Source organism: Paraburkholderia caballeronis, assembly GCF_900104845.1.
Taxonomy (GTDB): domain Bacteria; phylum Pseudomonadota; class Gammaproteobacteria; order Burkholderiales; family Burkholderiaceae; genus Paraburkholderia; species Paraburkholderia caballeronis.
In genome coordinates this window covers 573,639-598,051 of the sequence record NZ_FNSR01000001.1, presented here as the reverse complement: position 1 = coordinate 598,051, position 24,413 = coordinate 573,639, and the positions used below count along the sequence as shown (strand labels likewise).

13 protein-coding genes, 6 tRNA genes and 3 rRNA genes are annotated in these 24,413 nt (G+C 61.5%); all 22 read right to left on the bottom strand.

All coding sequences use genetic code 11. From position 1 onward, the window contains the following. Nucleotides 1–71: 71 nt before the first annotated feature. Nucleotides 72–452, bottom strand: a complete 381-nt coding sequence (rpsL, locus tag BLV92_RS02560; protein ID WP_010106973.1) for a 30S ribosomal protein S12 — start codon at nucleotides 450–452, stop codon at nucleotides 72–74. A gap of 223 nt (nucleotides 453–675) precedes the next feature. Next, nucleotides 676–2,523: a DNA helicase RecQ gene (gene recQ, locus BLV92_RS02555; RefSeq protein WP_090541977.1), complete on the bottom strand. Its 1,848-nt coding sequence runs from the start codon at nucleotides 2,521–2,523 to the stop codon at nucleotides 676–678. 137 nt (nucleotides 2,524–2,660) lie between these two features. Further along, complete coding sequence (locus tag BLV92_RS02550; protein WP_090541975.1) at nucleotides 2,661–2,942, bottom strand: hypothetical protein; 282 nt, start codon at nucleotides 2,940–2,942, stop codon at nucleotides 2,661–2,663. Between the two features lie 260 nt (nucleotides 2,943–3,202). After that, a complete protein-coding gene (gene rpoC, locus BLV92_RS02545) occupies nucleotides 3,203–7,450 on the bottom strand; it encodes a DNA-directed RNA polymerase subunit beta' (RefSeq protein ID WP_090541973.1) in 4,248 nt (1,415 codons plus the stop codon). 21 nt (nucleotides 7,451–7,471) lie between these two features. Continuing rightward, a complete protein-coding gene (rpoB, locus tag BLV92_RS02540) occupies nucleotides 7,472–11,578 on the bottom strand; it encodes a DNA-directed RNA polymerase subunit beta (RefSeq protein WP_090541970.1) in 4,107 nt (1,368 codons plus the stop codon). A gap of 377 nt (nucleotides 11,579–11,955) precedes the next feature. Beyond that, nucleotides 11,956–12,333, bottom strand: coding sequence for a 50S ribosomal protein L7/L12 (rplL, locus tag BLV92_RS02535; protein ID WP_090541968.1), 378 nt, complete (start codon nucleotides 12,331–12,333; stop codon nucleotides 11,956–11,958). A gap of 72 nt (nucleotides 12,334–12,405) precedes the next feature. After that, nucleotides 12,406–12,906, bottom strand: coding sequence for a 50S ribosomal protein L10 (gene rplJ, locus BLV92_RS02530; RefSeq protein WP_090541966.1), 501 nt, complete (start codon nucleotides 12,904–12,906; stop codon nucleotides 12,406–12,408). A gap of 310 nt (nucleotides 12,907–13,216) precedes the next feature. Next, nucleotides 13,217–13,915, bottom strand: coding sequence for a 50S ribosomal protein L1 (gene rplA, locus BLV92_RS02525; protein ID WP_090541965.1), 699 nt, complete (start codon nucleotides 13,913–13,915; stop codon nucleotides 13,217–13,219). Continuing rightward, nucleotides 13,916–14,347, bottom strand: coding sequence for a 50S ribosomal protein L11 (gene rplK, locus BLV92_RS02520; protein ID WP_090541963.1), 432 nt, complete (start codon nucleotides 14,345–14,347; stop codon nucleotides 13,916–13,918). A gap of 167 nt (nucleotides 14,348–14,514) precedes the next feature. Continuing rightward, nucleotides 14,515–15,072 carry a transcription termination/antitermination protein NusG gene (nusG, locus tag BLV92_RS02515; RefSeq protein ID WP_027797944.1) on the bottom strand — a complete coding sequence of 186 codons (558 nt, stop codon included), beginning with the start codon at nucleotides 15,070–15,072 and terminating at the stop codon, nucleotides 14,515–14,517. A gap of 1 nt (nucleotide 15,073) precedes the next feature. Beyond that, complete coding sequence (gene secE / locus BLV92_RS02510) at nucleotides 15,074–15,454, bottom strand: preprotein translocase subunit SecE (protein WP_090541960.1); 381 nt, start codon at nucleotides 15,452–15,454, stop codon at nucleotides 15,074–15,076. A 36-nt stretch (nucleotides 15,455–15,490) separates the two neighbouring features. Next, nucleotides 15,491–15,566 (bottom strand) — tRNA-Trp (locus BLV92_RS02505). Nucleotides 15,567–15,628: 62 nt separating this feature from the next. Next, nucleotides 15,629–16,819: an elongation factor Tu gene (gene tuf / locus BLV92_RS02500; protein ID WP_090541958.1), complete on the bottom strand. Its 1,191-nt coding sequence runs from the start codon at nucleotides 16,817–16,819 to the stop codon at nucleotides 15,629–15,631. A gap of 60 nt (nucleotides 16,820–16,879) precedes the next feature. Beyond that, nucleotides 16,880–16,954, bottom strand: a tRNA-Thr gene (locus tag BLV92_RS02495). 19 nt (nucleotides 16,955–16,973) lie between these two features. Further along, nucleotides 16,974–17,047: transfer RNA gene (locus BLV92_RS02490), tRNA-Gly, on the bottom strand. A gap of 44 nt (nucleotides 17,048–17,091) precedes the next feature. Beyond that, nucleotides 17,092–17,177, bottom strand: a tRNA-Tyr gene (locus tag BLV92_RS02485). A gap of 158 nt (nucleotides 17,178–17,335) precedes the next feature. Next, nucleotides 17,336–17,449, bottom strand: a 5S ribosomal RNA gene (gene rrf, locus BLV92_RS02480). A gap of 174 nt (nucleotides 17,450–17,623) precedes the next feature. After that, a 23S ribosomal RNA gene (locus BLV92_RS02475) occupies nucleotides 17,624–20,503 on the bottom strand. Nucleotides 20,504–20,781: 278 nt separating this feature from the next. Continuing rightward, nucleotides 20,782–20,857: transfer RNA gene (locus BLV92_RS02470), tRNA-Ala, on the bottom strand. Between the two features lie 53 nt (nucleotides 20,858–20,910). After that, nucleotides 20,911–20,987, bottom strand: a tRNA-Ile gene (locus tag BLV92_RS02465). 70 nt (nucleotides 20,988–21,057) lie between these two features. Continuing rightward, nucleotides 21,058–22,588 (bottom strand): 16S ribosomal RNA (locus tag BLV92_RS02460). Together the 16S, 23S and 5S rRNA genes with 5 tRNA genes alongside form the textbook arrangement of a ribosomal RNA operon. A 494-nt stretch (nucleotides 22,589–23,082) precedes the next feature. Further along, nucleotides 23,083–24,339, bottom strand: a complete 1,257-nt coding sequence (locus BLV92_RS02455) for an SGNH/GDSL hydrolase family protein (RefSeq protein ID WP_090541956.1) — start codon at nucleotides 24,337–24,339, stop codon at nucleotides 23,083–23,085. Nucleotides 24,340–24,413: the final 74 nt, after the last annotated feature.

Sequence of the window (24,413 nt, the reverse complement as noted above, 5' to 3'; positions counted from 1 at the left end):
TACTCGACAGCACCGGACGATTCCGGCACCACCGCCTTGCCGCCACACTGCTGGCGACACCCTTGAGACACTTACTTCGCAGCCTTCGCGCGCTTCGCGCCGTACTTCGAACGAGCCTGCTTACGATCCTTGACGCCCTGGGTATCCAGCGAGCCGCGAACCATGTGATAACGCACACCCGGCAAGTCCTTCACACGGCCGCCGCGGATCAGCACGACCGAGTGCTCCTGCAGGTTGTGGCCTTCACCGCCGATGTACGAGATCACTTCGAAACCGTTCGTCAGGCGAACCTTGGCGACCTTACGGAGTGCCGAGTTCGGCTTCTTCGGCGTCGTCGTGTACACGCGGGTGCACACGCCGCGACGCTGCGGGCAGTCCTGCAAGGCCGGGCTCTTGCTCTTCGTCGTTTCCGACGTGCGGCCTTTGCGAACCAGTTGATTGATGGTTGGCATTGTTTATTCCTGAAATTGAACAAAATCGACGCATTCGTTTCCGGGCAAAGCGGAAAACGCGCGTATCGAACTCCGACCCGGTTTGCGCTGCGCAGGCTCGCGTGCAACTTGATGTATTACCTGATGACGAGCGCAGTCGCCCCGAGAACCGGAACCTAGCATCATATTCCGAAAAGACCAAGTGAGTCAACAGGTTGCAGCGATTTCGGGCTGCGCGCGGGGTTTACTCGTCGCAGGCGACTTCGAGCAGTTCCTCGCCGAAGCGTTCGAGCTTGCGCGCGCCGATGCCGGGGATCTCGCGCAGGTCGTCGATCGTATCCGGACCGCTGCGCGCGATCTCCGCGAGCGTCGCATCGTGGAAGATCACGTAGGCCGGCACGCCTTCGCTCTTCGCGGTCTCGGTACGCCACAGCCGCAGCCGCTCCCAGCGCGCGCGCTGGCGCGGGCTCATACCGAGCGTCGGATCGGCACGCTCGCTCGTACGGCCCGACGCCTGGCGCGTACGGGTCGGCTTCACGTAGCGGCGCATCGTGACCTTCTGCTCGCCCTTCAGCACCGGCTTGCTCGCCTCGGTCAGCACCAGCGCGCCGAAGCCGTCGTGATCGACGCTCAGATAACCGAATGCGACCAGTTGACGGAAAATCGCGCGCCATTCCGGCTCGGACTGCGCCGAGCCGATCCCGAACGTGCTCAGTTGATCGTGGCCGCGCTGGATGATCTTTTCACTGCGGTTGCCGCGCAGGATGTCGATCAGATGGCCGGCGCCGAAGTTGAAGCCGCTCGCGCGCTGCGCGCGGAACACGCACGACAGCGCCATCTGCGCCTCGCGCGTCGCGTCCCACGTCGCCGGCGGTTCGAGGCAGTTGTCGCAGTTGCCGCACGGCTGGCTCGACTCGCCGAAATACGCGAGCAGCCGCACACGCCGGCACGACGCCGCTTCGCACAGCCCGAGCAGCGCATCGAGCTTGCCGGTCTGCACGCGCTTGTGCGCGTCGTCCGCGTCGGACTCCTCGATCATCTTGCGCTGCTGCACGACGTCGCCGAGACCGTACGCCATCCACGCGTTCGCCGGCATCCCGTCGCGGCCCGCGCGTCCGGTTTCCTGATAGTAGCCTTCGACGCTCTTCGGCAAATCGAGGTGCGCGACGAAGCGCACGTCCGGCTTGTCGATCCCCATCCCGAACGCGATCGTCGCGCACATCACGATGCCCTCCTCGCGCTGGAAGCTTTCCTGGTGCCGCTGACGCACCTCGAACTCCATCCCCGCGTGGTACGGCAGCGCCCGCACGCCCTGCCCCTTCAGCCACTCGGCCGTCTCCTCCACCTTGCGGCGCGACAGGCAGTACACGACGCCCGCGTCGGTCGTGCCGTCCGCGCGCGTGTGCTCGGCGCGGATGAAGTCGAGCAGTTGCGTGCGCGCGTTGTCTTTCTCGACGATCCGGTAGCGGATGTTCGGGCGGTCGAAGCTCGACACGAAGATCCGCGCGTCGTCGAGGGCGAGCCGATGCACGATCTCGTCGCGCGTGATCGCGTCGGCGGTCGCGGTCAGCGCGATCCGCGGCACGTTCGGGAACCGCTCGTGCAGCACCGAAAGCTGGATGTACTCGGGACGGAAGTCGTGGCCCCACTGCGATACGCAGTGCGCCTCGTCGATCGCGAAGAGACCGATCCGCGTGCGTTCGAGCAGATCGAGGAAACGCGGCGTCATCAGCCGCTCCGGCGCGACGTACAGCAGGTCGAGGTCGCCTTCGCGCAGCGCGCGCTCGGTCGCCGCGGCCTCGGCGCCGGACAGCGTCGAGTTCAGGTACGCGGCGCGCACGCCGACTTCGGTGAGCGCGGCAACCTGGTCCTGCATCAGCGCAATCAGCGGCGACACGACGATGCCGGCGCCCTGTCCGGCCTCGTGCCGCACGAGCGCCGGAATCTGGTAGCACAGAGACTTGCCGCCGCCGGTCGGCATCAGCACCAGCGAATCGCCGCCCGCCGCGACATGCTCGACGATCTCGGCCTGCTGCCCCCGGAACGCGGGATAACCGAAGACTTCGTTGAGAATTTCGAGCGAACGGGACATGAAGGAGGGGGCGAAAAGCGGGAGCGGTGGGCAGGATTTTACCAACCCCGACGCCGCGTGCCTGCGCCGCCTCGCAAAGATTGGCCGTTCGGCCGGATATTCGCGCGGGCATCGTTATGCCCGCGCCGGCGACCCGCCTACGCGGTCTGTCCGTTCTTGCGGCGCGCGATGCGGATCGCGCCGATGATCGAAACGAGCCCGACCGGCAGGAACACGAGCGAGCCGAGCGTGATCAGCACTGCGCCGATCGTGCGCTTCTTCGCGACCAGCATGATGAAGCCGACGATCAGGAACGCCCACACGATGAGAAACGTCGCGAAGAACATCGCCGCCTGCGACAGGTCGTGATGCAGCAGATACGAAAAAATGCCGAGCGACGCCAGCAGATTGAGAAACAAACCGGTCCCCACGACCCACATGATTGCTGCCTCCAGAACTCAGATAGATGCGCCGCCGCGCGGTGGCCATGCGGCGCCGGCGGGCGCGCTACGTTAGCACGCCTGCGGCATCCGGCGCATCGGCGGCGGCGCTGCCGCGGCATCGCGCCGCACGTCGGCCGCGCACCGGCACTCGCGCGGAACCGGCCGCATGCATGCGGAAAACAGGCGAAAAAAAAGCCGCCCGATGATGCCGGGCGGCTTCGACGACATTCACGAGAAGCGGCTTGCGCCGCTCCCGCTTATTCGTCGGTCGTGTGCGGCTGCTGCTGTTCGGCGGCCGGGGTTTCCGGCGTGCCGAACTCGAACGACTCTTCCGCTGCGATCTGGTCGAAACGCTCGCGATCCGCCAGTTCCTTGGTCTTGCGCGCCTTGTGGAACGCGAGGCCCGTACCGGCCGGAATCAGACGGCCGACGATCACGTTTTCCTTCAGGCCACGCAGATCGTCGCGCTTGCCCATGATCGCCGCCTCGGTCAGCACGCGGGTCGTTTCCTGGAACGACGCCGCCGAGATGAACGAGTCGGTCGACAGGGACGCCTTCGTGATACCGAGCAGCACGTTCTCGTAGGTCGCCGGACGCTTGTCGTCCGCGTTCATCCGGTCGTTCTCGTCGAGCATGTCCGACCGCTCGACCTGTTCGCCCGGGATGAAACGCGTATCGCCGTTGTCGGTGATCTGCACGCGGCGCAGCATCTGACGCACGATCACTTCAATGTGCTTGTCGTTGATCTTCACGCCCTGCAGACGGTACACGTCCTGCACTTCGTCCACGATGTAGCGCGACAGCGCCTCGACGCCCTGCAGACGCAGGATGTCGTGCGGATCGGCCGGGCCGTCCACGATCATTTCGCCCTTGTTGACGACCTGACCGTCGTGGACCAGCACCTGCTTTTCCTTCGCGATCAGGAACTCGTGCTGGTTGCCTTCGAGGTCCGTGATGACGAGACGCTGCTTGCCCTTCGTGTCCTTGCCGAACGACACCGTGCCGGTGACTTCCGCGAGGATGCCCGCATCCTTCGGCGAACGCGCTTCGAAGAGTTCCGCCACACGCGGCAGACCGCCGGTAATGTCGCGGGTCTTCTGCGATTCGGTCGGGATCCGTGCGAGCACTTCGCCGACCTGAACCTGCTGGCCGTCCTTCACGGTGATCAGCGCGCCGACCTGGAAGCCGATCTGCACTGCGTGCTCGGTGCCCGGGATCTTCACTTCGTCGCCGTTCGGGTCGAGCAGCTTCACCTGCGGACGCACGCTCTTCGATGCCTGCGAGCCGCGGCGCTTCACGTCGATCACGACGAGCGTCGAAAGCCCCGTCACGTCGTCGATCTGCTTCGCGACCGTCACGCCTTCCTCGACGTTCTCGAACTTCACCGTACCGCCGTACTCGGTGATGATCGGACGCGTCATCGGATCCCACGTCGCGAGCTGCGTGCCCGCCTTGATCTGCGCACCGTCGAGTTGCAGCAGCGTCGCGCCGTACGGCACCTTGTGACGCTCGCGCTCGCGGCCGTGATCGTCGGCGATGATCGCCTCGCCCGAACGCGAGATGACGATCTGCTCGCCCTTCGCGTTCGTCACGTAGCGCATCGTCGCCGTGAAGCGCACCGTGCCGTTCGACTTCGCTTCGACCGACGATGCCACCGCCGCACGCGATGCCGCGCCGCCGATGTGGAACGTCCGCATCGTCAGCTGCGTGCCCGGTTCGCCGATCGACTGCGCGGCGATCACGCCGACCGCTTCGCCGACGTTCACGCGCGAGCCGCGGCCGAGATCCCGGCCGTAGCAGGCCGCGCACAGCCCATAACGCGTTTCGCAGGTAAGCGGCGTGCGCACGCGCACTTCGTCGATGCCCAGACGCTCGATCTCTTCGACCGCGTCTTCGTCGAGCAGCGAGCCCGATTCGTACAGCGTTTCCTGGGTTTCCGGATTGACGACGTCCGCCACCGCGACGCGGCCGAGAATCCGGTCGCGCAGCGCCTCGACGACTTCACCGCCTTCGACGAGCGCCTTCATCGCCACACCCTGCGACGTGCCGCAATCGTCCTCGACGACGACGAGATCCTGCGTGACGTCGACGAGACGACGCGTCAGGTAACCCGAGTTCGCGGTCTTCAGTGCCGTATCAGCCAGACCCTTACGTGCGCCGTGGGTCGAGATGAAGTACTGCAGCACGTTCAGGCCTTCGCGGAAGTTCGCGGTAATCGGCGTTTCGATGATCGAGCCGTCCGGCTTCGCCATCAGGCCGCGCATCCCCGCCAGCTGACGGATCTGGACCGCGGAACCCCGCGCGCCCGAGTCGGCCATCATGTAGATCGAGTTGAACGATTCCTGGCGCGTTTCCTTGCCGTCGCGATCGACCACCGGTTCCGTCGCGAGCTGCTCCATCATCGCCTTGCCGACCGCTTCCGACGTCGCCGACCAGATGTCGACCACGTTGTTGTAGCGTTCCTGCGCGGTGACGAGACCCGACATGTACTGGCGGTCGTACTCCTTCACCTTCTTCGCGGCGTCGCCGACGATCGTTTCCTTCTGCGGCGGCACGAGCATGTCGTCCACGCAGATCGAGATGCCGGCGCGCGTCGCGAGACGGAAACCCGACTGCATCAGCTGGTCCGCGAAGATCACCGTTTCGCGCAGGCCGCACTTGCGGAATGCCGTGTTGATGAGGCGCGAAATTTCCTTCTTCTTCAGCGGCTTGTTCAGCACCGTGAACGGCAGGCCCGGCGGCAGGATTTCCGACAGGATCGCGCGGCCGACGGTCGTCGCGAACAGCGAGATCTTCGGCACGAACGCCGGCGCGCCTTCCGACTTGTCTTCGTTGTGGACCATTTCGGTGATCCGCACGTTGACGCGCGACGCCAGCTCGACTTCCTTGTTCTCGTACGCGCGGATCGCTTCCGACACGCCGGTGAAGGTCATGCCTTCGCCCTTCGCGTTGATCGCTTCACGCGTCGCGTAGTACAGGCCGAGCACGATATCCTGCGACGGCACGATCGACGGATCGCCGTTCGCCGGGAACAGCACGTTGTTCGACGCCAGCATCAGCGTGCGCGCTTCCATCTGCGCTTCGAGCGACAGCGGAACGTGGACGGCCATCTGGTCGCCGTCGAAGTCGGCGTTGAACGCCGCGCAGACGAGCGGGTGCAGCTGGATCGCCTTGCCTTCGATCAGCACCGGCTCGAACGCCTGAATGCCGAGACGGTGCAGCGTCGGTGCGCGGTTCAGCATCACCGGATGCTCGCGGATCACCTCTTCGAGGATGTCCCACACGACCGCCGTCTGGTTTTCGACTTCCTTCTTCGCGGCCTTGATCGTCGTCGCGACGCCCATCGTTTCCAGCTTGTGGAAGATGAACGGCTTGAACAGTTCGAGCGCCATCAGCTTCGGCAGACCGCACTGGTGCAGCTTCAGCGTCGGGCCGACCACGATGACCGAACGGCCCGAGTAGTCGACGCGCTTGCCCAGCAGGTTCTGACGGAAGCGGCCGCCCTTACCCTTGATCATGTCGGCGAGCGACTTCAGCGGACGCTTGTTCGCGCCCGTCATCGCCTTGCCGCGACGGCCGTTGTCGAGCAGCGAATCGACGGCTTCCTGGAGCATCCGCTTTTCGTTGCGGACGATGATCTCCGGCGCCTTCAGTTCGAGCAGACGCTTCAACCGGTTGTTACGGTTGATCACGCGGCGGTACAGGTCGTTCAGGTCCGACGTCGCGAAACGGCCGCCGTCGAGCGGCACGAGCGGACGCAGTTCCGGCGGCAGCACCGGCAGCACTTCGAGGATCATCCATTCCGGCTTGATGCCCGAACGCTGGAATGCCTCAAGCACCTTCAGACGCTTCGCGTACTTCTTGATCTTCGCTTCCGAGCCGGTGTTCTTCAGCTCGGTGCGCAGCGTCTCGACCTGCTCGTCGATGTTGATCGCGCGCAGCAGTTCGCGCACGCCTTCCGCGCCCATCTCGGCGCGGAATTCGTCACCGTATTCCTCGACCTTGTTGTAGTAATCCTCTTCGGTCATGATCTGCCGCGCCTTCAGCGGCGTCATGCCCGGATCGATCACCACGTACGCTTCGAAGTACAGCACGCGCTCGATGTCGCGCAGCGTCATGTCGAGCACCATGCCCAGACGCGACGGCAGCGACTTCAGGAACCAGATGTGCGCGACCGGCGAGGCCAGTTCGATGTGGCCCATCCGTTCGCGGCGCACCTTCGCGAGCGTCACTTCGACGCCGCACTTCTCGCAGATCACGCCGCGGTGCTTCAGGCGCTTGTACTTGCCGCACAGGCACTCGTAGTCCTTGATCGGCCCGAAGATCTTCGCGCAGAACAGGCCGTCCCGCTCCGGCTTGAACGTGCGGTAGTTGATGGTCTCCGGCTTCTTCACTTCACCGAACGACCACGAGCGGATCTTGTCCGGCGAGGCCAGACCGATCTTGATCGCGTCGAAAACTTCTTCTTGTTGGACTTGCTTGAATAGATCGAGCAGAGCTTTCATTGCCTTCTCTCCGTAGTCCGATTAGTTGCGGTCGAGGTCGATGTCGATACCGAGCGAGCGGATTTCCTTCACCAGCACGTTGAAGGACTCCGGCATGCCCGCATCGATGACGTGATCGCCCTTGACCAGGTTCTCGTACACCTTGGTCCGGCCAGTCACGTCGTCCGACTTCACCGTCAGCATTTCCTGCAGCACGTACGATGCGCCGTACGCTTCGAGCGCCCACACTTCCATTTCACCGAAACGCTGGCCGCCGAACTGCGCCTTGCCGCCCAGCGGTTGCTGCGTGACGAGCGAGTACGGGCCGGTCGAACGCGCGTGCATCTTGTCGTCGACCAGGTGATGCAGCTTCAGGTAGTGCATGTAGCCGACCGTCACGGTCCGCTCGAATGCCTCACCCGTGCGGCCGTCGAACAGACGCACCTGGTTCTTCGACTTCGTCATGCCGAGGTTGCGCGCGATGTCGTCCGGGAACGCGAGATCCAGCATCGCCGACATTTCCTCTTCGGTCGCGCCGTCGAACACCGGCGTCGCGAACGGCACGCCTTCGCGCAGGTTCTTCGCGAGTTCGATGATCTCGTCGTCCGAGAAGCTGTCCAGCTCTTCTGCGCGGCCCGACTCGTTGTAGATCTTCGTCAGGAACTTGCGCAGCTCTTCGATCTTCGCCTGGCGCTGCAGCATTTCGCCGATCCGCCAGCCGAGACCCTTCGCGGCCCAGCCGAGGTGAACTTCGAGCACCTGACCCACGTTCATCCGCGACGGCACGCCGAGCGGGTTCAGCACGACGTCGGCCGGACGGCCGTCGGCCATGTACGGCATGTCTTCGATCGGCACGATCTTCGACACGACACCCTTGTTGCCGTGACGGCCGGCCATCTTGTCGCCCGGCTGCAGGCGGCGCTTCACTGCGAGGTACACCTTGACCATCTTCAGCACGCCCGGCGGCAGTTCGTCGCCCTGCGTGAGCTTCTTGCGCTTCTCTTCGAACGCGAGGTCGAACTGGTGACGCTTCTGTTCGATCGAGTCCTTGATCGCTTCGAGCTGCGCCGCTGCTTCTTCGTCCGCGAGGCGGATGTCGAACCAATGGTAGTGATCGAGGTCCGCGAGGTACGCCTGCTCGATCTTCGCGCCCTTCGCGAGCTTCTTCGGGCCGCCGTTCGCGACCTTGCCTTCGAGCATCCGCGCGAGACGCTGGAACGCATCGCCTTCGACGATGCGCAGCTGGTCGTTCAGGTCGAGGCGATAACGCTTCAGTTCATCGTCGATGATCTGTTGCGCACGCTTGTCGCGCTGGATGCCTTCACGCGTGAACACCTGCACGTCGATCACGGTGCCGCTCATGCCCGACGGCACGCGCAGCGACGTGTCCTTCACGTCCGACGCCTTCTCGCCGAAGATCGCGCGCAGCAGCTTTTCTTCCGGCGTCAGCTGGGTTTCGCCCTTCGGCGTGACCTTGCCGACCAGCACGTCGCCCGCCTCGACTTCCGCGCCGATGTACACGATGCCCGACTCGTCGAGACGGCCAAGCTGCACTTCCGCGAGGTTCGAGATGTCGCGCGTGATTTCTTCCGGTCCGAGCTTCGTGTCGCGAGCGACCACGTTCAGCTCTTCGATGTGGATCGACGTGTAACGGTCGTCCGCCACGACCTTCTCCGAGATCAGGATCGAGTCTTCGAAGTTGTAGCCGTTCCACGGCATGAACGCGACCAGCATGTTCTGGCCGAGCGCCAGCTCGCCCAGGTCCGTCGATGCGCCGTCGGCCAGCACGTCGCCGCGCGAGACCTTGTCGCCGATCTTCACGATCGGACGCTGGTTGATGTTCGTGTTCTGGTTCGAACGCGTGTACTTGATGAGGTTGTAGATGTCGACGCCCACGTCGCCGGCCACCGCTTCCTCGTCGTTCACGCGGATCACGATACGGCCCGCGTCGACGTAGTCGACCACGCCGCCGCGGAACGCCTGAACCGTCGTACCCGAGTCGACCGCCACGGTACGCTCGATGCCCGTACCGACGACCGGCTTTTCCGGACGCAGACACGGCACCGCCTGACGCTGCATGTTCGAACCCATCAACGCGCGGTTCGCATCGTCGTGTTCGAGGAACGGAATCAGCGAAGCCGCCACCGACACGATCTGCGACGGCGCCACGTCCATGTACTGGATGCGGTCCGGCGTGACCATCAGCGTTTCGCCCGCTTCACGCGACGACACGAGTTCGTCGGTCAGCGTGCCGTCGTCGGCCACCGCCGCGTTCGCCTGCGCGATCACGTAGCGACCTTCCTCGATTGCCGACAGGTAGTCGATCTGGTCGGTCACCTTGCCGTCCGCGACCTTGCGGTACGGCGTTTCAAGGAAGCCGTACTCGTTCAGGTGCGCGTACAGCGCGAGCGAGTTGATCAGACCGATGTTCGGACCTTCCGGCGTTTCGATCGGACACACGCGGCCGTAGTGGGTCGGGTGCACGTCGCGGACTTCGAAGCCCGCGCGCTCGCGCGTCAGACCGCCCGGTCCCAGTGCGGAAACACGACGCTTGTGCGTGATTTCCGACAGCGGGTTGGTCTGGTCCATGAACTGCGACAGCTGCGACGAACCGAAGAACTCGCGGATCGCCGACGAAATCGGCTTCGAGTTGATCAGGTCGTGCGGCATCAGGTTTTCGCTTTCGGCCTGGCCGAGGCGTTCCTTCACCGCGCGCTCGACGCGCACGAGACCCGCGCGGAACTGGTTCTCCGCGAGTTCGCCGACGCAACGCACGCGACGGTTGCCGAGGTGGTCGATGTCGTCCACTTCGCCCTTGCCGTTGCGCAGTTCGACGAGGATCTTGATCGTCGCGAGGATGTCGTCGTCCTGCAGCGTCATCGGGCCGGTGATCTCGTCACGGCCGACGCGGCGGTTGAACTTCATGCGGCCGACCTTCGACAGGTCGTACGCGTCTTCGCTGTAGAACAGACGGTTGAACAGCGCCTCGACCGCTTCTTCGGTCGGCGGCTCGCCCGGACGCATCATCCGGTAGATCGCGATGCGCGCGGCCATGCGGTCGGCCGTTTCGTCGATGCGCAGCGTGGACGAGATGTACGGACCCTGGTCCAGATCGTTCGTGTAGAGCGTCTGGATGTCCTTGATCTTCGCCTCGCGCAGCTTTTCGAGCACGCTTTCGGTGATCTCGTCGTTCGCGTTTGCGATCACTTCGCCGGTGTCGCCGTCAACGACGTTCTTCGCGAGCACGCGGCCGAGCAGATAGTCTTCCGGAACCGAGATGAACGTGGTCTTCGCGTTTTCGAGGTCGCGGATGTGCTTCGCGTTGATCCGCTTGTCCTTCTGCACAATCACGTTGCCGTCGCGGTCCGTGATGTCGAAGCGCGCGACTTCGCCGCGCAGACGCTCGGGCACGAACTCCATCTGCGCGCCTTCCGGCATCAGCGTGAAGTTGTCGAACACGAAGAAGTTCGCGAGGATCTGTTCCGGCGTGAGGCCGATCGCCTTCAGCAGGATCGTGACCGGCATCTTGCGACGGCGGTCGACGCGGAAATACAGCACGTCCTTCGGATCGAATTCGAAGTCGAGCCACGAGCCGCGGTACGGAATGATCCGCGCGGAGAACAGCAGCTTGCCCGAGCTGTGCGTCTTGCCCTTGTCATGCTCGAAGAACACGCCCGGCGAACGGTGCAGCTGCGACACGATCACCCGCTCGGTGCCGTTGATCACGAACGAGCCGGTCGGCGTCATGAGCGGAATTTCACCCATGTACACTTCCTGCTCCTTCACTTCCTTGACGACCGGCTTGCTCGGCGACTCCTTGTCGAGCAGCACGAGGCGCACCTTCGCGCGCAACGCCGAGCAGTACGTGAGGCCACGCTGCTGGCATTCCTTGATGTTGAACGCCGGCGACGACAGCATGTAGCTGACGAACTCCAGGCGGGCAAAACCGTTATGGGAAACTATCGGGAAAACGGACGTGAACGCGGCCTGCAGACCTTCCGGTTTGCGTTGCGTGGCCAGCACATCGGCTTGCAGAAACGTGCTGAATGATTCAAGCTGGGTAGCCAGCAGGAAAGGAACCTGGTGAACGATGGGGCGCTTCGCAAAACTCTTGCGAATACGCTTCTTCTCGGTGAAGGAATATTGCATACGATCTCCGAATCACGGCGGGTAGGTCGGAGCAGGATTGCCCGATCGATACGACCCGAGTGTTCACCGACTGAGACCCGATGGCTTCGCGAGCCCTGGAAGCTTGGTGGTTGGCCGCTACCAACCGCTGGCTGACGGCAACGGATACCTGTCACAGGTGCTACTTCTCCGTTGCCCGACCAAACTTGCCTTCTGCAGTCGCATCAGAAGACAAAGAGAATCGCCATTCGATTGTTGCGAAAGACGGTTTTCTTTGGCTTCTGGGTCCCGTATTCGCGCGTCCGATCCTGAAAATCGGGCGAAAAAACACGGTTCCCACAAAGCACAAAAAGGCCGGCGGTGTAAAAACCGCCAGCCTTCGCACAGCGCGCTGAAACTTACTTGATTTCAGCCTTCGCGCCGGCTTCTTCCAGCTTCTTCTTCGCTTCTTCAGCAGCGGCCTTCGGCACCGCTTCCTTCACAGGCTTCGGTGCGCCGTCGACCAGATCCTTCGCTTCCTTCAGGCCGAGACCCGTCAGTTCACGAACGGCCTTGATGACCGACACCTTGTTCGCGCCGGTTTCGGTCAGCACGACGGTGAATTCGGTCTGCTCTTCAGCAGCAGCTGCACCGGCGCCGCCGGCTGCGGGGCCAGCAACTGCGACTGCAGCGGCCGACACGCCAAACTTTTCTTCGAACGCCTTGACCAGCTCGTTCAGTTCGAGAACCGACATCGAGCCAACGGCTTCGAGGATGTCTTCTTTTGCGATTGCCATTTGAAATACTCCTGGATTGAATTCGGAAACAGCCAGCGATCCCTCTCGCCCGCCTGTGTTCGTCGAAGCCGCTTACGCGGCCTCTTCTGCCTGCTTCTTTTCCGCCAGCGCGGCCAGAGCGCGCGCCAGACCGGAAACCGGAGCCTGCATGACGAACAACAGCTTGGAGAGCAGTTCCTCGCGGCTCGGGATGTTGGCAAGCGCTTGCACGCCAGCCTTGTCCATCACGTTGCCTTCGTAGGAACCGGCCTTGATGATCAACTTGTCATTGCTCTTGCTGAAGTCGTTGACGACCTTCGCAGCAGCAATGGCATCTTCCGAGATGCCGTAGATCAGAGGACCGGTCATCTGCTCAGCCAGCGGAGCAAACGGGGTACCTTCGACAGCGCGACGCGCCAGCGTGTTCTTCAACACGCGCAGGTACACCTGTTGCTCGCGCGCTTTCGCGCGCAGCTTGGTCAGATCGCCAACCGCGATTCCACGATACTCGGCCAGCACGATGGTCTGAGCCTTCGCGACCTGCGCGGAGACTTCAGCCACGACGGCCTGCTTACCTTCTTTGTTCAGTGGCACGGTTAACCTCCAGATTCGACACACCCTGCATCAAGCCGAGCGTGCCGCGTTCAACAACGGCGTCCGACCAGTCCGGAGTATTTCAGCCAACGGTCGCGGGCATCGCTACCTGCGGACGTCGGCTTCAGCACTTCAAAACCTTTTCGGGTTCGCCATCTGCGTTGGCTTGCATTAAGGAATCGCCCGACTGCTGCGGCCCCGCCAACGGTCTTTGACAACCGGTTGCGCGAAGCAGACTGCCTCCACACAACCGCCCAAAGCCCTTAATTCTCCGCGGCCGCCGTTGCCGGCGACCCCGGAGCAAAACTTGTTACTGCGCGGCGAGCGACGTTTGATCGACGCGAACGCCGACGCCCATCGTGCTCGACACGGCGATCTTGCGCAGGTACACGCCTTTGCTCGTCGCCGGCTTCGCCTTGTTCAGCGCGTCGACCAGCGCGTCGAGGTTCGTGCGCAGCGCTGCCGGCTCGAACGAAGCGCGACCGATCGTTGCGTGGATGATACCGGCCTTGTCGACGCGGAACTGCACCTGACCGGCCTTCGCGTTCTTCACTGCGGTCGCCACGTCCGGCGTCACGGTGCCGACCTTCGGGTTCGGCATCAGACCGCGCGGGCCGAGGATCTGACCGAGCGTACCGACGACGCGCATCGTGTCCGGCGAAGCGATCACGACGTCGAAGTTCAGATTGCCGCCCTTGATCTGTTCGGCGAGGTCTTCCATGCCGACGATTTCGGCGCCGGCGGCACGAGCCTGCTCGGCCTTCTCGCCTTGCGCGAACACCGCGACGCGCACCGACTTGCCGGTACCTGCGGGCAACACGACCGAGCCGCGAACGACCTGGTCCGACTTCTTCGCGTCGATGCCGAGCTGGACGGCGACGTCGATCGACTCGTCGAACTTGGCCGTCGCGCATCCCTTCACGAGCGCGATAGCGTCGCTGATCGGGTACAGCTTCTGACGATCAACCTTGGCTGCAAAAGCTTGCAGACGCTTCGAGACCTTGGCCATTTACACGCCCTCCACGGTGATGCCCATCGAACGGGCGCTGCCAGCGATCGTGCGGACCGCTGCGTCCATATCGGCTGCCGTGAGATCCGGCATCTTCGTTTTGGCGATTTCTTCAGCCTGCGCGCGGGTGATCTTGCCGACCTTGTCGGTGTGCGGCTTGCTCGAACCCTTGTCGACCTTCGCTGCCTTCTTGATCAGCACGGTCGCCGGCGGCGTCTTCAGTACGAACGTGAAGCTCTTGTCCGCGAATGCCGTGATCACGACCGGCACCGGCAGACCCGGCTCCATCGCTTGAGTCTGCGCGTTGAACGCCTTGCAGAACTCCATGATGTTCAGGCCGCGCTGGCCCAGTGCCGGACCGACCGGCGGCGACGGGTTGGCCTTACCTGCAGGAATCTGCAGCTTGATAAAGCCGATGATTTTCTTTGCCATGTTGAAAACCTCTCTGGAACGCGTGAGCGTTCGGGTGAGTAGTAGCGCGCCTTCGTCGCTGGGCCGACCACAGCCGCCCGGACTACCAACGCTCCTCTACGGCCATTACGCGGACCGTAAGCGCGAAAGACGAACCGCGCCCGGCGGGCGCGATCCGTGGAATCGGATTACAACTTTTCGACCTGGCCGAATTCGAGTTCGACCGGCGTAGCGCGACCGAAAATCGTAACGGACACCCGGACGCGCGATTTCTCGTAATTCACTTCTTCGACGCTGCCGTTGAAGTCCGTGAACGGACCGTCCTTCACGCGGACCATTTCGCCGACTTCGAACAGGGTCTTCGGGCGCGGCTTTTCCACGCCTTCCTGCATCTGCGACATGATCTTTTCGACTTCGCGCGGGGAAATCGGGCTCGGCCGATTACGCGCGCCACCGACGAAACCCGTGACCTTCGCGGTGTTCTTCACGAGGTGCCACGTTTCGTCCGTCATTTCCATTTCGACGAGCACGTAGCCCGGAAAAAAACGACGCTCAGTCACTGACTTGTGACCGCCCTTCACCTCGACCACCTCTTCGGTCGGCACGAGGATCTGACCAAATTTGTCCTGCATGCCGGCACGATCGATGCGCTCCTGAAGCGCACGTTGCACGCTCTTCTCCATCCCGGAGTAGGCGTGCACCACGTACCAGCGTTTTCCGCTCGGGGATGCCGGTGTATCGCTCATATCATTTCCAACCCAGAATCGCCGAGAAAATCACCCATTCAATGGACTTGTCGCTGAGCCAGAGAAAGATGGCCATCACCAGCACAAAACCGAAGACCACCAGCGTCGTCTGGGTGGCTTCCTTGCGAGTCGGCCAGACAACCTTGCGGACTTCCTTGTACGAGTCTTTGGCAAACGCGATGAAACTCTTGCCGGGCGCCGAGAGAAGACCGACCACCACACCCGCGATAACGCCGACAGCAAGCGCCGCACCGCGGACATACCACTCCTGGCTACCGAGCCAGTAAAACCCAGCGAACCCGGCCACCACCAACAATACACCCACTGCAAGCATCAGCTTGTCACCGGAAGTATTTACAGTTTCGACGGAAGGATTCGCCATAACACCTTAACGCATATCGCGCACAGCGCGAGAAGTTGGCAGGGGCAGAGGGAATCGAACCCCCAACCTTCGGTTTTGGAGACCGACGCTCTGCCAGTTGAGCTATACCCCTAAACCATTTGGGGCTGGCGGCACCGCCAACCCCGAAACTACCGATCAACGAGTCTGGCTGGCTTACTCGATGATCTTGGCGACGACACCTGCGCCGACGGTACGGCCGCCTTCGCGGATGGCGAAGCGCAGACCTTCTTCCATCGCGATCGGCGCGATCAGCTTCACCGTGATCGACACATTGTCGCCCGGCATCACCATTTCCTTGTCCTTCGGCAGCTCGATCGAGCCCGTCACGTCCGTCGTACGGAAGTAGAACTGCGGACGGTAGTTGTTGAAGAACGGCGTGTGGCGGCCGCCTTCGTCCTTGCTCAGCACGTACACTTCAGCCGTGAAGTGCGTGTGCGGCGTGATCGAACCCGGCTTGGCCAGCACCTGGCCGCGCTCCACGTCTTCACGCTTCGTGCCGCGCAGCAGGATACCGACGTTGTCGCCCGCCTGACCCTGGTCGAGCAGCTTGCGGAACATTTCCACGCCCGTGCAGGTCGTCTTCACCGTCGGCTTGATACCGACGATCTCGATTTCCTCGCCGACCTTGACCACGCCACGCTCGACGCGGCCCGTCACCACCGTGCCGCGACCCGAGATCGAGAACACGTCTTCCACCGGCATCAGGAACGCACCGTCCACCGCGCGCTCCGGCGTCGGGATGTACGTGTCCAGCGCGTCGGCCAGGTTCATGATCGCCACTTCACCCAGCTCGCCCGTGTCGCCTTCCAGCGCCAGCTTGGCCGAGCCCTTGATGATCGGCGTGTCGTCGCCCGGGAAGTCGTACTTCGACAGCAGTTCGCGCACTTCCATCTCGACCAGTTCGAGCAGTTCCGCGTCGTCCACCATGTCGCACTTGTTCAGGAACACGATGATGTACGGCACGCCGACCTGACGGGCCAGCAGGATGTGCTCGCGCGTCTGCGGCATCGGGCCGTCAGCGGCCGAGCACACCAGGATCGCGCCGTCCATCTGCGCGGCGCCCGTGATCATGTTCTTCACGTAGTCCGCGTGACCCGGGCAGTCGACGTGGGCGTAGTGACGGTTCGCCGTTTCGTACTCGACGTGCGCGGTGTTGATCGTGATGCCGCGCGCCTTTTCTTCCGGCGCCGCGTCGATCTGGTCGTACGCCTTCGCTTCGCCGCCGAACTTCTTCGTCAGCACCGTCGTGATCGCTGCCGTCAGCGTGGTCTTGCCGTGGTCAACGTGACCGATCGTGCCCACGTTCACGTGCGGCTTGGTCCGCTCAAATTTACCCTTGGCCATTTTCGACTCCTAAGAGGATTTTTCCGTACGTTGCGCGGGGCGCGCAAACTACCACTTTGATGGTGCCCATGGGCAGGATCGAACTGCCGACCTCTCCCTTACCAAGGGAGTGCTCTACCACTGAGCCACATGGGCGCTTACTTCTTCATATCGCTGGAGCGGGTGAAGGGAATCGAACCCTCGTCGTAAGCTTGGAAGGCTTCTGCTCTACCATTGAGCTACACCCGCAAGGATCTTCCGATTCCCGACTGACCGCTACTTCAGCTGAATTCTGGTGGAGGAGGTTGGATTCGAACCAACGTAGGCGTAAGCCAACAGATTTACAGTCTGCCCCCTTTAGCCACTCGGGCACCCCTCCGCAGAGAACTGACGATTATGGGGGAACATCGACCCGCTGTCAAGCAGTTTGCATCGAAATTCCCCGAGTACGCTCTCACTTATAGTGCAAGACCGTAAACGCCGAACCCCGACCCTCCGTTGGGTGGAGAGGCCGGGGTATCGGGGACAGCATGAGGAGCCTGACGATTACCTACTTTCACACGGGCAATCCGCACTATCATCGGCGTGGAGTCGTTTCACGGTCCTGTTCGGGATGGGAAGGGGTGGGACCGACTCGCTATGGTCATCAGGCATGACGGGTTGCTGCGTCGCGGTTTGGGGTCGCGCCACAGCCAATCTGGAAGAAGCGTAAAGAGTGGGGGTTGTGATGTTCTGCACAACACGTTCTCAACTTGCGGCGCATCCCGCTGGGGGATGGGTCCGGCCGGGTGCTGAGGCACCGGCCATGACCGACACACCTGTTATAGGATCAAGCCTTACGGGCAATTAGTATCAGTTAGCTTAACGCATTACTGCGCTTCCACACCTGACCTATCAACGTCCTGGTCTTGAACGACCCTTCAAGGGGCTCGAAGCCCCGGGGAAGTCTCATCTTGAGGCGAGTTTCCCGCTTAGATGCTTTCAGCGGTTATCTCTTCCGAACATAGCTACCCGGCGATGCCACTGGCGTGACAACCGGTACACCAGAGGTTCGTCCACTCCGGTCCTCTCGTACTAGGAGCAGGCCCCCTCAAACTTCCAGCGCCCACGGCAGATAGGGACCAAACTGTCTCACGACGTTTTAAACCCAGCTCACGTACCTCTTTAAATGGCGAACAGCCATACCCTTGGGACCGGCTACAGCCCCAGGATGAGATGAGCCGACATCGAGGTGCCAAACACCGCCGTCGATATGAACTCTTGGGCGGTATCAGCCTGTTATCCCCAGAGTACCTTTTATCCGTTGAGCGATGGCCCTTCCATACAGAACCACCGGATCACTATGACCTGCTTTCGCACCTGCTCGACTTGTCAGTCTCGCAGTCAAGCACGCTTATGCCATTGCACTATCAGCACGATTTCCGACCGTACCTAGCGTACCTTCGTACTCCTCCGTTACCCTTTGGGAGGAGACCGCCCCAGTCAAACTGCCTGCCATGCACTGTCCCCGATCCGGATAACGGACCAAGGTTAGAACCTCAAACAGATCAGGGTGGTATTTCAAGGACGGCTCCACGACAACTGGCGTTGCCGCTTCACAGCCTCCCACCTATCCTACACAAACCGGTTCAAAGTCCAATGCAAAGCTGCAGTAAAGGTTCATGGGGTCTTTCCGTCTAGCCGCGGGGAGATTGCATCATCACAAACACTTCAACTTCGCTGAGTCTCGGGAGGAGACAGTGTGGCCATCGTTACGCCATTCGTGCAGGTCGGAACTTACCCGACAAGGAATTTCGCTACCTTAGGACCGTTATAGTTACGGCCGCCGTTTACCGGGACTTCAATCAAGAGCTTGCACCCCATCATTTAATCTTCCGGCACCGGGCAGGCGTCACACCCTATACGTCCACTTTCGTGTTTGCAGAGTGCTGTGTTTTTATTAAACAGTCGCAGCCACCAGTTTATTGCAACCCCTTCACCCTCACGGCGCGAGCCGCTCAAGCTACAGGGGCGTACCTTATCCCGAAGTTACGGTACCAATTTGCCGAGTTCCTTCTCCCGAGTTCTCTCAAGCGCCTTAGAATACTCATCTCGCCCACCTGTGTCGGTTTGCGGTACGGTCACTGTGAAACTGAAGCTTAGAGGCTTTTCCTGGAACCCCTTCCGATTGCTTCGCTCCCGAAGGAGCTCGCGCCACACCCTTGAATTCCGTACCCGGATTTGCCAGGGTACCTTCTCCAATGCAGCGACCGGGACTTCCAACACCCGGACAACCTTCCGCGATCCGTCCCCCCATCGCATTTCACAATGGTGCAGAAATATTAATCTGCTTCCCATCAGCTACGCATTTCTGCCTCGCCTTAGGGGCCGACTCACCCTACGCCGATGAACGTTGCGTAGGAAACCTTGGGCTTACGGCGAGGGGGCCTTTCACCCCCTTTATCGCTACTCATGTCAGCATTCGCACTTCCGATACCTCCAGCACACTTTCCAGTGCACCTTCGCAGGCTTACGGAACGCTCTCCTACCATGCGTGCAAGCACGCATCCGCAGCTTCGGTAACTGGCTTAGCCCCGTTACATCTTCCGCGCAGGACGACTCGATCAGTGAGCTATTACGCTTTCTTTAAAGGGTGGCTGCTTCTAAGCCAACCTCCTGACTGTTTTTGCCTTCCCACTTCGTTTCCCACTTAGCCAATTTTAGGGACCTTAGCTGGCGGTCTGGGTTGTTTCCCTCTTGACACCGGACGTTAGCACCCGATGTCTGTCTCCCGTGATTGCACTCTTCGGTATTCGGAGTTTGCTATGGCGAAGTAATCCGCAATGGACCCTTCAACCATGACAGTGCTCTACCCCCGAAGGTGATACACGAGGCACTACCTAAATAGTTTTCGGAGAGAACCAGCTATTTCCAGGTTTGTTTAGCCTTTCACCCCTATCCACAGCTCATCCCCTAACTTTTCAACGTTAGTGGGTTCGGCCCTCCAGCACGTGTTACCGTGCCTTCAGCCTGGCCATGGATAGATCACCTGGTTTCGGGTCTACACCCAGCGACTGGACGCCCTGTTCGGACTCGCTTTCGCTACGCCTGCCCTATACGGTTAAGCTCGCCACTGAATGTAAGTCGCTGACCCATTATACAAAAGGTACGCCGTCACCCCTTGCGAGGCTCCGACTGTTTGTATGCATGCGGTTTCAGGATCTGTTTCACTCCCCTCCCGGGGTTCTTTTCGCCTTTCCCTCACGGTACTGGTTCACTATCGGTCGATCACGAGTATTTAGCCTTGGAGGATGGTCCCCCCATCTTCAGACAGGATTTCACGTGTCCCGCCCTACTTGTCGCATACCTAGTTCTTCCATGCCGTTTTCGTCTACAGGGCTATCACCTGCTATGGCCGCACTTTCCAGAGCGTTCGACTAACGGTACAGATAAAGAATGCAGGCTGATCCCATTTCGCTCGCCACTACTCTGGGAATCTCGGTTGATTTCTGTTCCTGCGGCTACTTAGATGTTTCAGTTCGCCGCGTTCGCTTCACATGGCCTATGTATTCAGCCATGGATACTCCATTCGGAGTGGGTTTCCCCATTCGGACATCTCCGGATCAAAGCTTGTTTGCCAGCTCCCCGGAGCTTTTCGCAGGCTACCGCGTCCTTCATCGCCTGTGATCGCCAAGGCATCCACCACATGCACTTGTTCGCTTGACCCTATAACGGGTGGGCCTCTTTCGAAGCCGCTCCGCTACAGGTTGAGTTTTAGCGTTGTGCCGTATTCCAATCCGTCTTGCGACGGCCTTGAGATACATCGATACAATCACAACCCTGATTCTCTACTCACACCCATCTCTAAGTGCTTTCGATGAATCTCTTTACTACTTCTTCCTGATTGTTAAAGAACGACAGCCGATAATCAGCTGACTGGCTCAGTCGCCAATGCGCAATACCCTGAACAGGACACTGTGCACTGATGACTGATGGACAGACCTTGGTGGAGGCAGACGGGATCGAACCGACGACCCCCTGCTTGCAAAGCAGGTGCTCTCCCAGCTGAGCTATGCCCCCCGTGTCTTGCGTACACACGCGGGAGACTGTGGCTCGCACCCTCCGGACCAGGATGGTGGGTCTGGCTGGATTCGAACCAGCGACCCCCGCCTTATCAAGACGGTGCTCTAACCGACTGAGCTACAGACCCCCGGGTCTGTCCTTCTCTCTACAGCCGACAAGTGTGAGCGCTCTGACACGTGAACCGCGCATAGCTCTGGAAAGGAGGTGATCCAGCCGCACCTTCCGATACGGCTACCTTGTTACGACTTCACCCCAGTCATGAATCCTGCCGTGGTGACCGTCCTCCTTGCGGTTAGACTAGCCACTTCTGGCAAAACCCACTCCCATGGTGTGACGGGCGGTGTGTACAAGACCCGGGAACGTATTCACCGCGGCATGCTGATCCGCGATTACTAGCGATTCCAGCTTCACGCAGTCGAGTTGCAGACTGCGATCCGGACTACGATCGGTTTTCTGGGATTGGCTCCCCCTCGCGGGTTGGCGACCCTCTGTTCCGACCATTGTATGACGTGTGAAGCCCTACCCATAAGGGCCATGAGGACTTGACGTCATCCCCACCTTCCTCCGGTTTGTCACCGGCAGTCTCCCTGGAGTGCTCTTGCGTAGCAACTAGGGACAAGGGTTGCGCTCGTTGCGGGACTTAACCCAACATCTCACGACACGAGCTGACGACAGCCATGCAGCACCTGTGTTACGGCTCCCTTTCGGGCACCCCCGGCTCTCACCAGGGTTCCGTACATGTCAAGGGTAGGTAAGGTTTTTCGCGTTGCATCGAATTAATCCACATCATCCACCGCTTGTGCGGGTCCCCGTCAATTCCTTTGAGTTTTAATCTTGCGACCGTACTCCCCAGGCGGTCAACTTCACGCGTTAGCTACGTTACTAAGGAAATGAATCCCCAACAACCAGTTGACATCGTTTAGGGCGTGGACTACCAGGGTATCTAATCCTGTTTGCTCCCCACGCTTTCGTGCATGAGCGTCAGTATTGGCCCAGGGGGCTGCCTTCGCCATCGGTGTTCCTCCACATCTCTACGCATTTCACTGCTACACGTGGAATTCCACCCCCCTCTGCCATACTCCAGCGATGCAGTCACCAATGCAGTTCCCAGGTTAAGCCCGGGGATTTCACATCGGTCTTACATCACCGCCTGCGCACGCTTTACGCCCAGTAATTCCGATTAACGCTCGCACCCTACGTATTACCGCGGCTGCTGGCACGTAGTTAGCCGGTGCTTATTCTTCCGGTACCGTCATCCACCCCCGGTATTAGCAGGGATGATTTCTTTCCGGACAAAAGTGCTTTACAACCCGAAGGCCTTCTTCACACACGCGGCATTGCTGGATCAGGGTTGCCCCCATTGTCCAAAATTCCCCACTGCTGCCTCCCGTAGGAGTCTGGGCCGTGTCTCAGTCCCAGTGTGGCTGGTCGTCCTCTCAGACCAGCTACGGATCGTCGGCTTGGTAGGCCTTTACCCCACCAACTACCTAATCCGCCATCGGCCGCCCCGTTAGCGCGAGGCCTTTCGGTCCCCCGCTTTCATCCACAGATCGTATGCGGTATTAATCCGGCTTTCGCCGGGCTATCCCCCACTAATGGACACGTTCCGATGTATTACTCACCCGTTCGCCACTCGCCGCCAGGGTTGCCCCCGCGCTGCCGTTCGACTTGCATGTGTAAGGCATGCCGCCAGCGTTCAATCTGAGCCAGGATCAAACTCTTCAGTTCAAACCTGTTACTGTCTTTCGGTTCCAGTGATCTCTCACCGGAGCCGGTCGCTCACTCAAAGTGCTGACAGATTCCACCCCCGTTTCTCAACGGGCGTGAAACCCACCTTTACTTTCGTGCGAGCGCCTTGCTGCTGATACTTTTGCTGCACCCCCTCCCGAAGGAGAGGATGTCGCGCAGTCCGCATCGAGCGCCCACACTTATCGGCTGTAAATTTTTAAAGATCGCGTCACACTCAACCCCGGAAAACCACTCACTACCCGGCGTTTCGTGCGTTGCTGCGTCAGCAGCAGAGAAACGAGATTATGAACAACCTTTCCCGCTTCGTCAACACCTTTTTTACCGCTACCCCTTCCGGATGTTGACCCCGCCACCGCATGTCAGGCCCCGCCCAACTTCGCAGCTCCCCGCCTCTCGCGGGGAGCCGAATAGTAGGACACCGGGCGGCACTCCGCAAGGGTTTCTCCGGATTTTTTCACAAAAGCGTCACGGGATTACTTTCCCGCCAGAGCAGCCACAGGCACGGCAGCGGCCATCGCCGCATACCCGGCGTCGCTCGGATGGATGTGATCCCCGCTGTCATACGCGCGGCGCAACCGCGTTGGATCGGCCGGATCGCGCAGCGCCGCATCGAAGTCCACCACGCCATCGAACGCACCCCCGCTCCGGATCCAGCGGTTCGCCGCCAGCCGGATCGCCTCCCGTTGCGGCGGCAGCGACGCCGGCGTCAGCGTCGCACCCAGAATCCGGATGCCGTGCGCATGCGCCTGTTCGATCACCCGCCGATATCCGGCGATCAGGTCGTCCGCCGTCACGGCGGTGTGCGGATAGTCGCAGTCGAGGCCCGCGCGCGGCGGCATCGCCTGAAAGTTGATGTCGTTGATGCCGATCAGCAGGATCGCGGTGCGCACGCCCGGCTGCGCCACGACATCCCGCCCGAAACGCCGCTCCAGCGCGTCTCCGTAGCACGGCGAGTCACTCAGCAGCCGGTTCCCGCTGATCCCCAGATCGATCACCGCGACATCCTCCCGCCCGGTCTCGCGCAACCGCCGCGCCAGCGCATCCGGCCAGCGACGGTTCGCATTCAACGTCGAGCGCATTCCGTCGGTGATCGAATCGCCGATCGCCGCCACGGCCGATCCCTCCCGCGCGCCCACCGACAACGCCGTCACCCACGCGTACTGGGTGAAGCGCCGTTCATATGCGCCGCCCGCCGGATCGGCGACATGGTTCCCCGGCGTCGACACGTAGTTCGTCTGGTTCGACACGCGGTGCCACCCGGCCATCGTTTGGTCCGGCCCCATGTACGAACTGATCGCGTACGGACGCCCCGCCGCCACATCCATCCGCACCGGATCGCTGTCGACCGTGGCGCCCACCGGCACCGACGCCTCCGCGCGACCGCCAAACGTCACGCGCACCTCACGACCGCCCTCTACCGCGGCACCGCCAGCGGACGGCGCGATCGCCAGTTCCCGGACCACGAGCGGACCGCGCCCGTATTCATTGCTCAGACGGATGCGAATCGCCTGCCCGTCGAGCGTCGGGTACACGACCTGGCGCACGGTCCGGCCGGCCACCTCGGGCGCGCGATATAGCGCGGGCAGATCGGCGCGCTGCGGAATCGGCTGGAGCGCGGTGGCCCATGCGGTAACCCAACGGGCCTGCTGCTCAGCAGCCGGCGCGGCGGCCGCGGCAACCGACGCGACCAGCGAAGCACAGACGGCGACGGCAAACGAACGAATCTTCATCGGCGAACGCTCAAAGAGGCAAAAGCGCCCATTTTGCCCGATCGGCCAGGCGTCCAACGTCGAGCGCCGCGTCG

Excerpts from the sequence above, each read along its gene's own strand:
- rpsL (WP_010106973.1), bottom strand. The coding sequence starts at position 452 with ATGCCAACCATCAATCAACTGGTTCGCAAAGGCCGCACGTCGGAAACG.
- recQ (WP_090541977.1), bottom strand. The coding sequence starts at position 2,523 with ATGTCCCGTTCGCTCGAAATTCTCAACGAAGTCTTCGGTTATCCCGCG.
- BLV92_RS02550 (WP_090541975.1), bottom strand. The coding sequence starts at position 2,942 with ATGTGGGTCGTGGGGACCGGTTTGTTTCTCAATCTGCTGGCGTCGCTC.
- rpoC (WP_090541973.1), bottom strand. The coding sequence starts at position 7,450 with ATGAAAGCTCTGCTCGATCTATTCAAGCAAGTCCAACAAGAAGAAGTT.
- rpoB (WP_090541970.1), bottom strand. The coding sequence starts at position 11,578 with ATGCAATATTCCTTCACCGAGAAGAAGCGTATTCGCAAGAGTTTTGCG.
- rplL (WP_090541968.1), bottom strand. The coding sequence starts at position 12,333 with ATGGCAATCGCAAAAGAAGACATCCTCGAAGCCGTTGGCTCGATGTCG.
- rplA (WP_090541965.1), bottom strand. The coding sequence starts at position 13,915 with ATGGCCAAGGTCTCGAAGCGTCTGCAAGCTTTTGCAGCCAAGGTTGAT.
- rplK (WP_090541963.1), bottom strand. The coding sequence starts at position 14,347 with ATGGCAAAGAAAATCATCGGCTTTATCAAGCTGCAGATTCCTGCAGGT.
- nusG (WP_027797944.1), bottom strand. The coding sequence starts at position 15,072 with ATGAGCGATACACCGGCATCCCCGAGCGGAAAACGCTGGTACGTGGTG.
- secE (WP_090541960.1), bottom strand. The coding sequence starts at position 15,454 with ATGGCGAATCCTTCCGTCGAAACTGTAAATACTTCCGGTGACAAGCTG.
- tuf (WP_090541958.1), bottom strand. The coding sequence starts at position 16,819 with ATGGCCAAGGGTAAATTTGAGCGGACCAAGCCGCACGTGAACGTGGGC.
- BLV92_RS02455 (WP_090541956.1), bottom strand. The coding sequence starts at position 24,339 with ATGAAGATTCGTTCGTTTGCCGTCGCCGTCTGTGCTTCGCTGGTCGCG.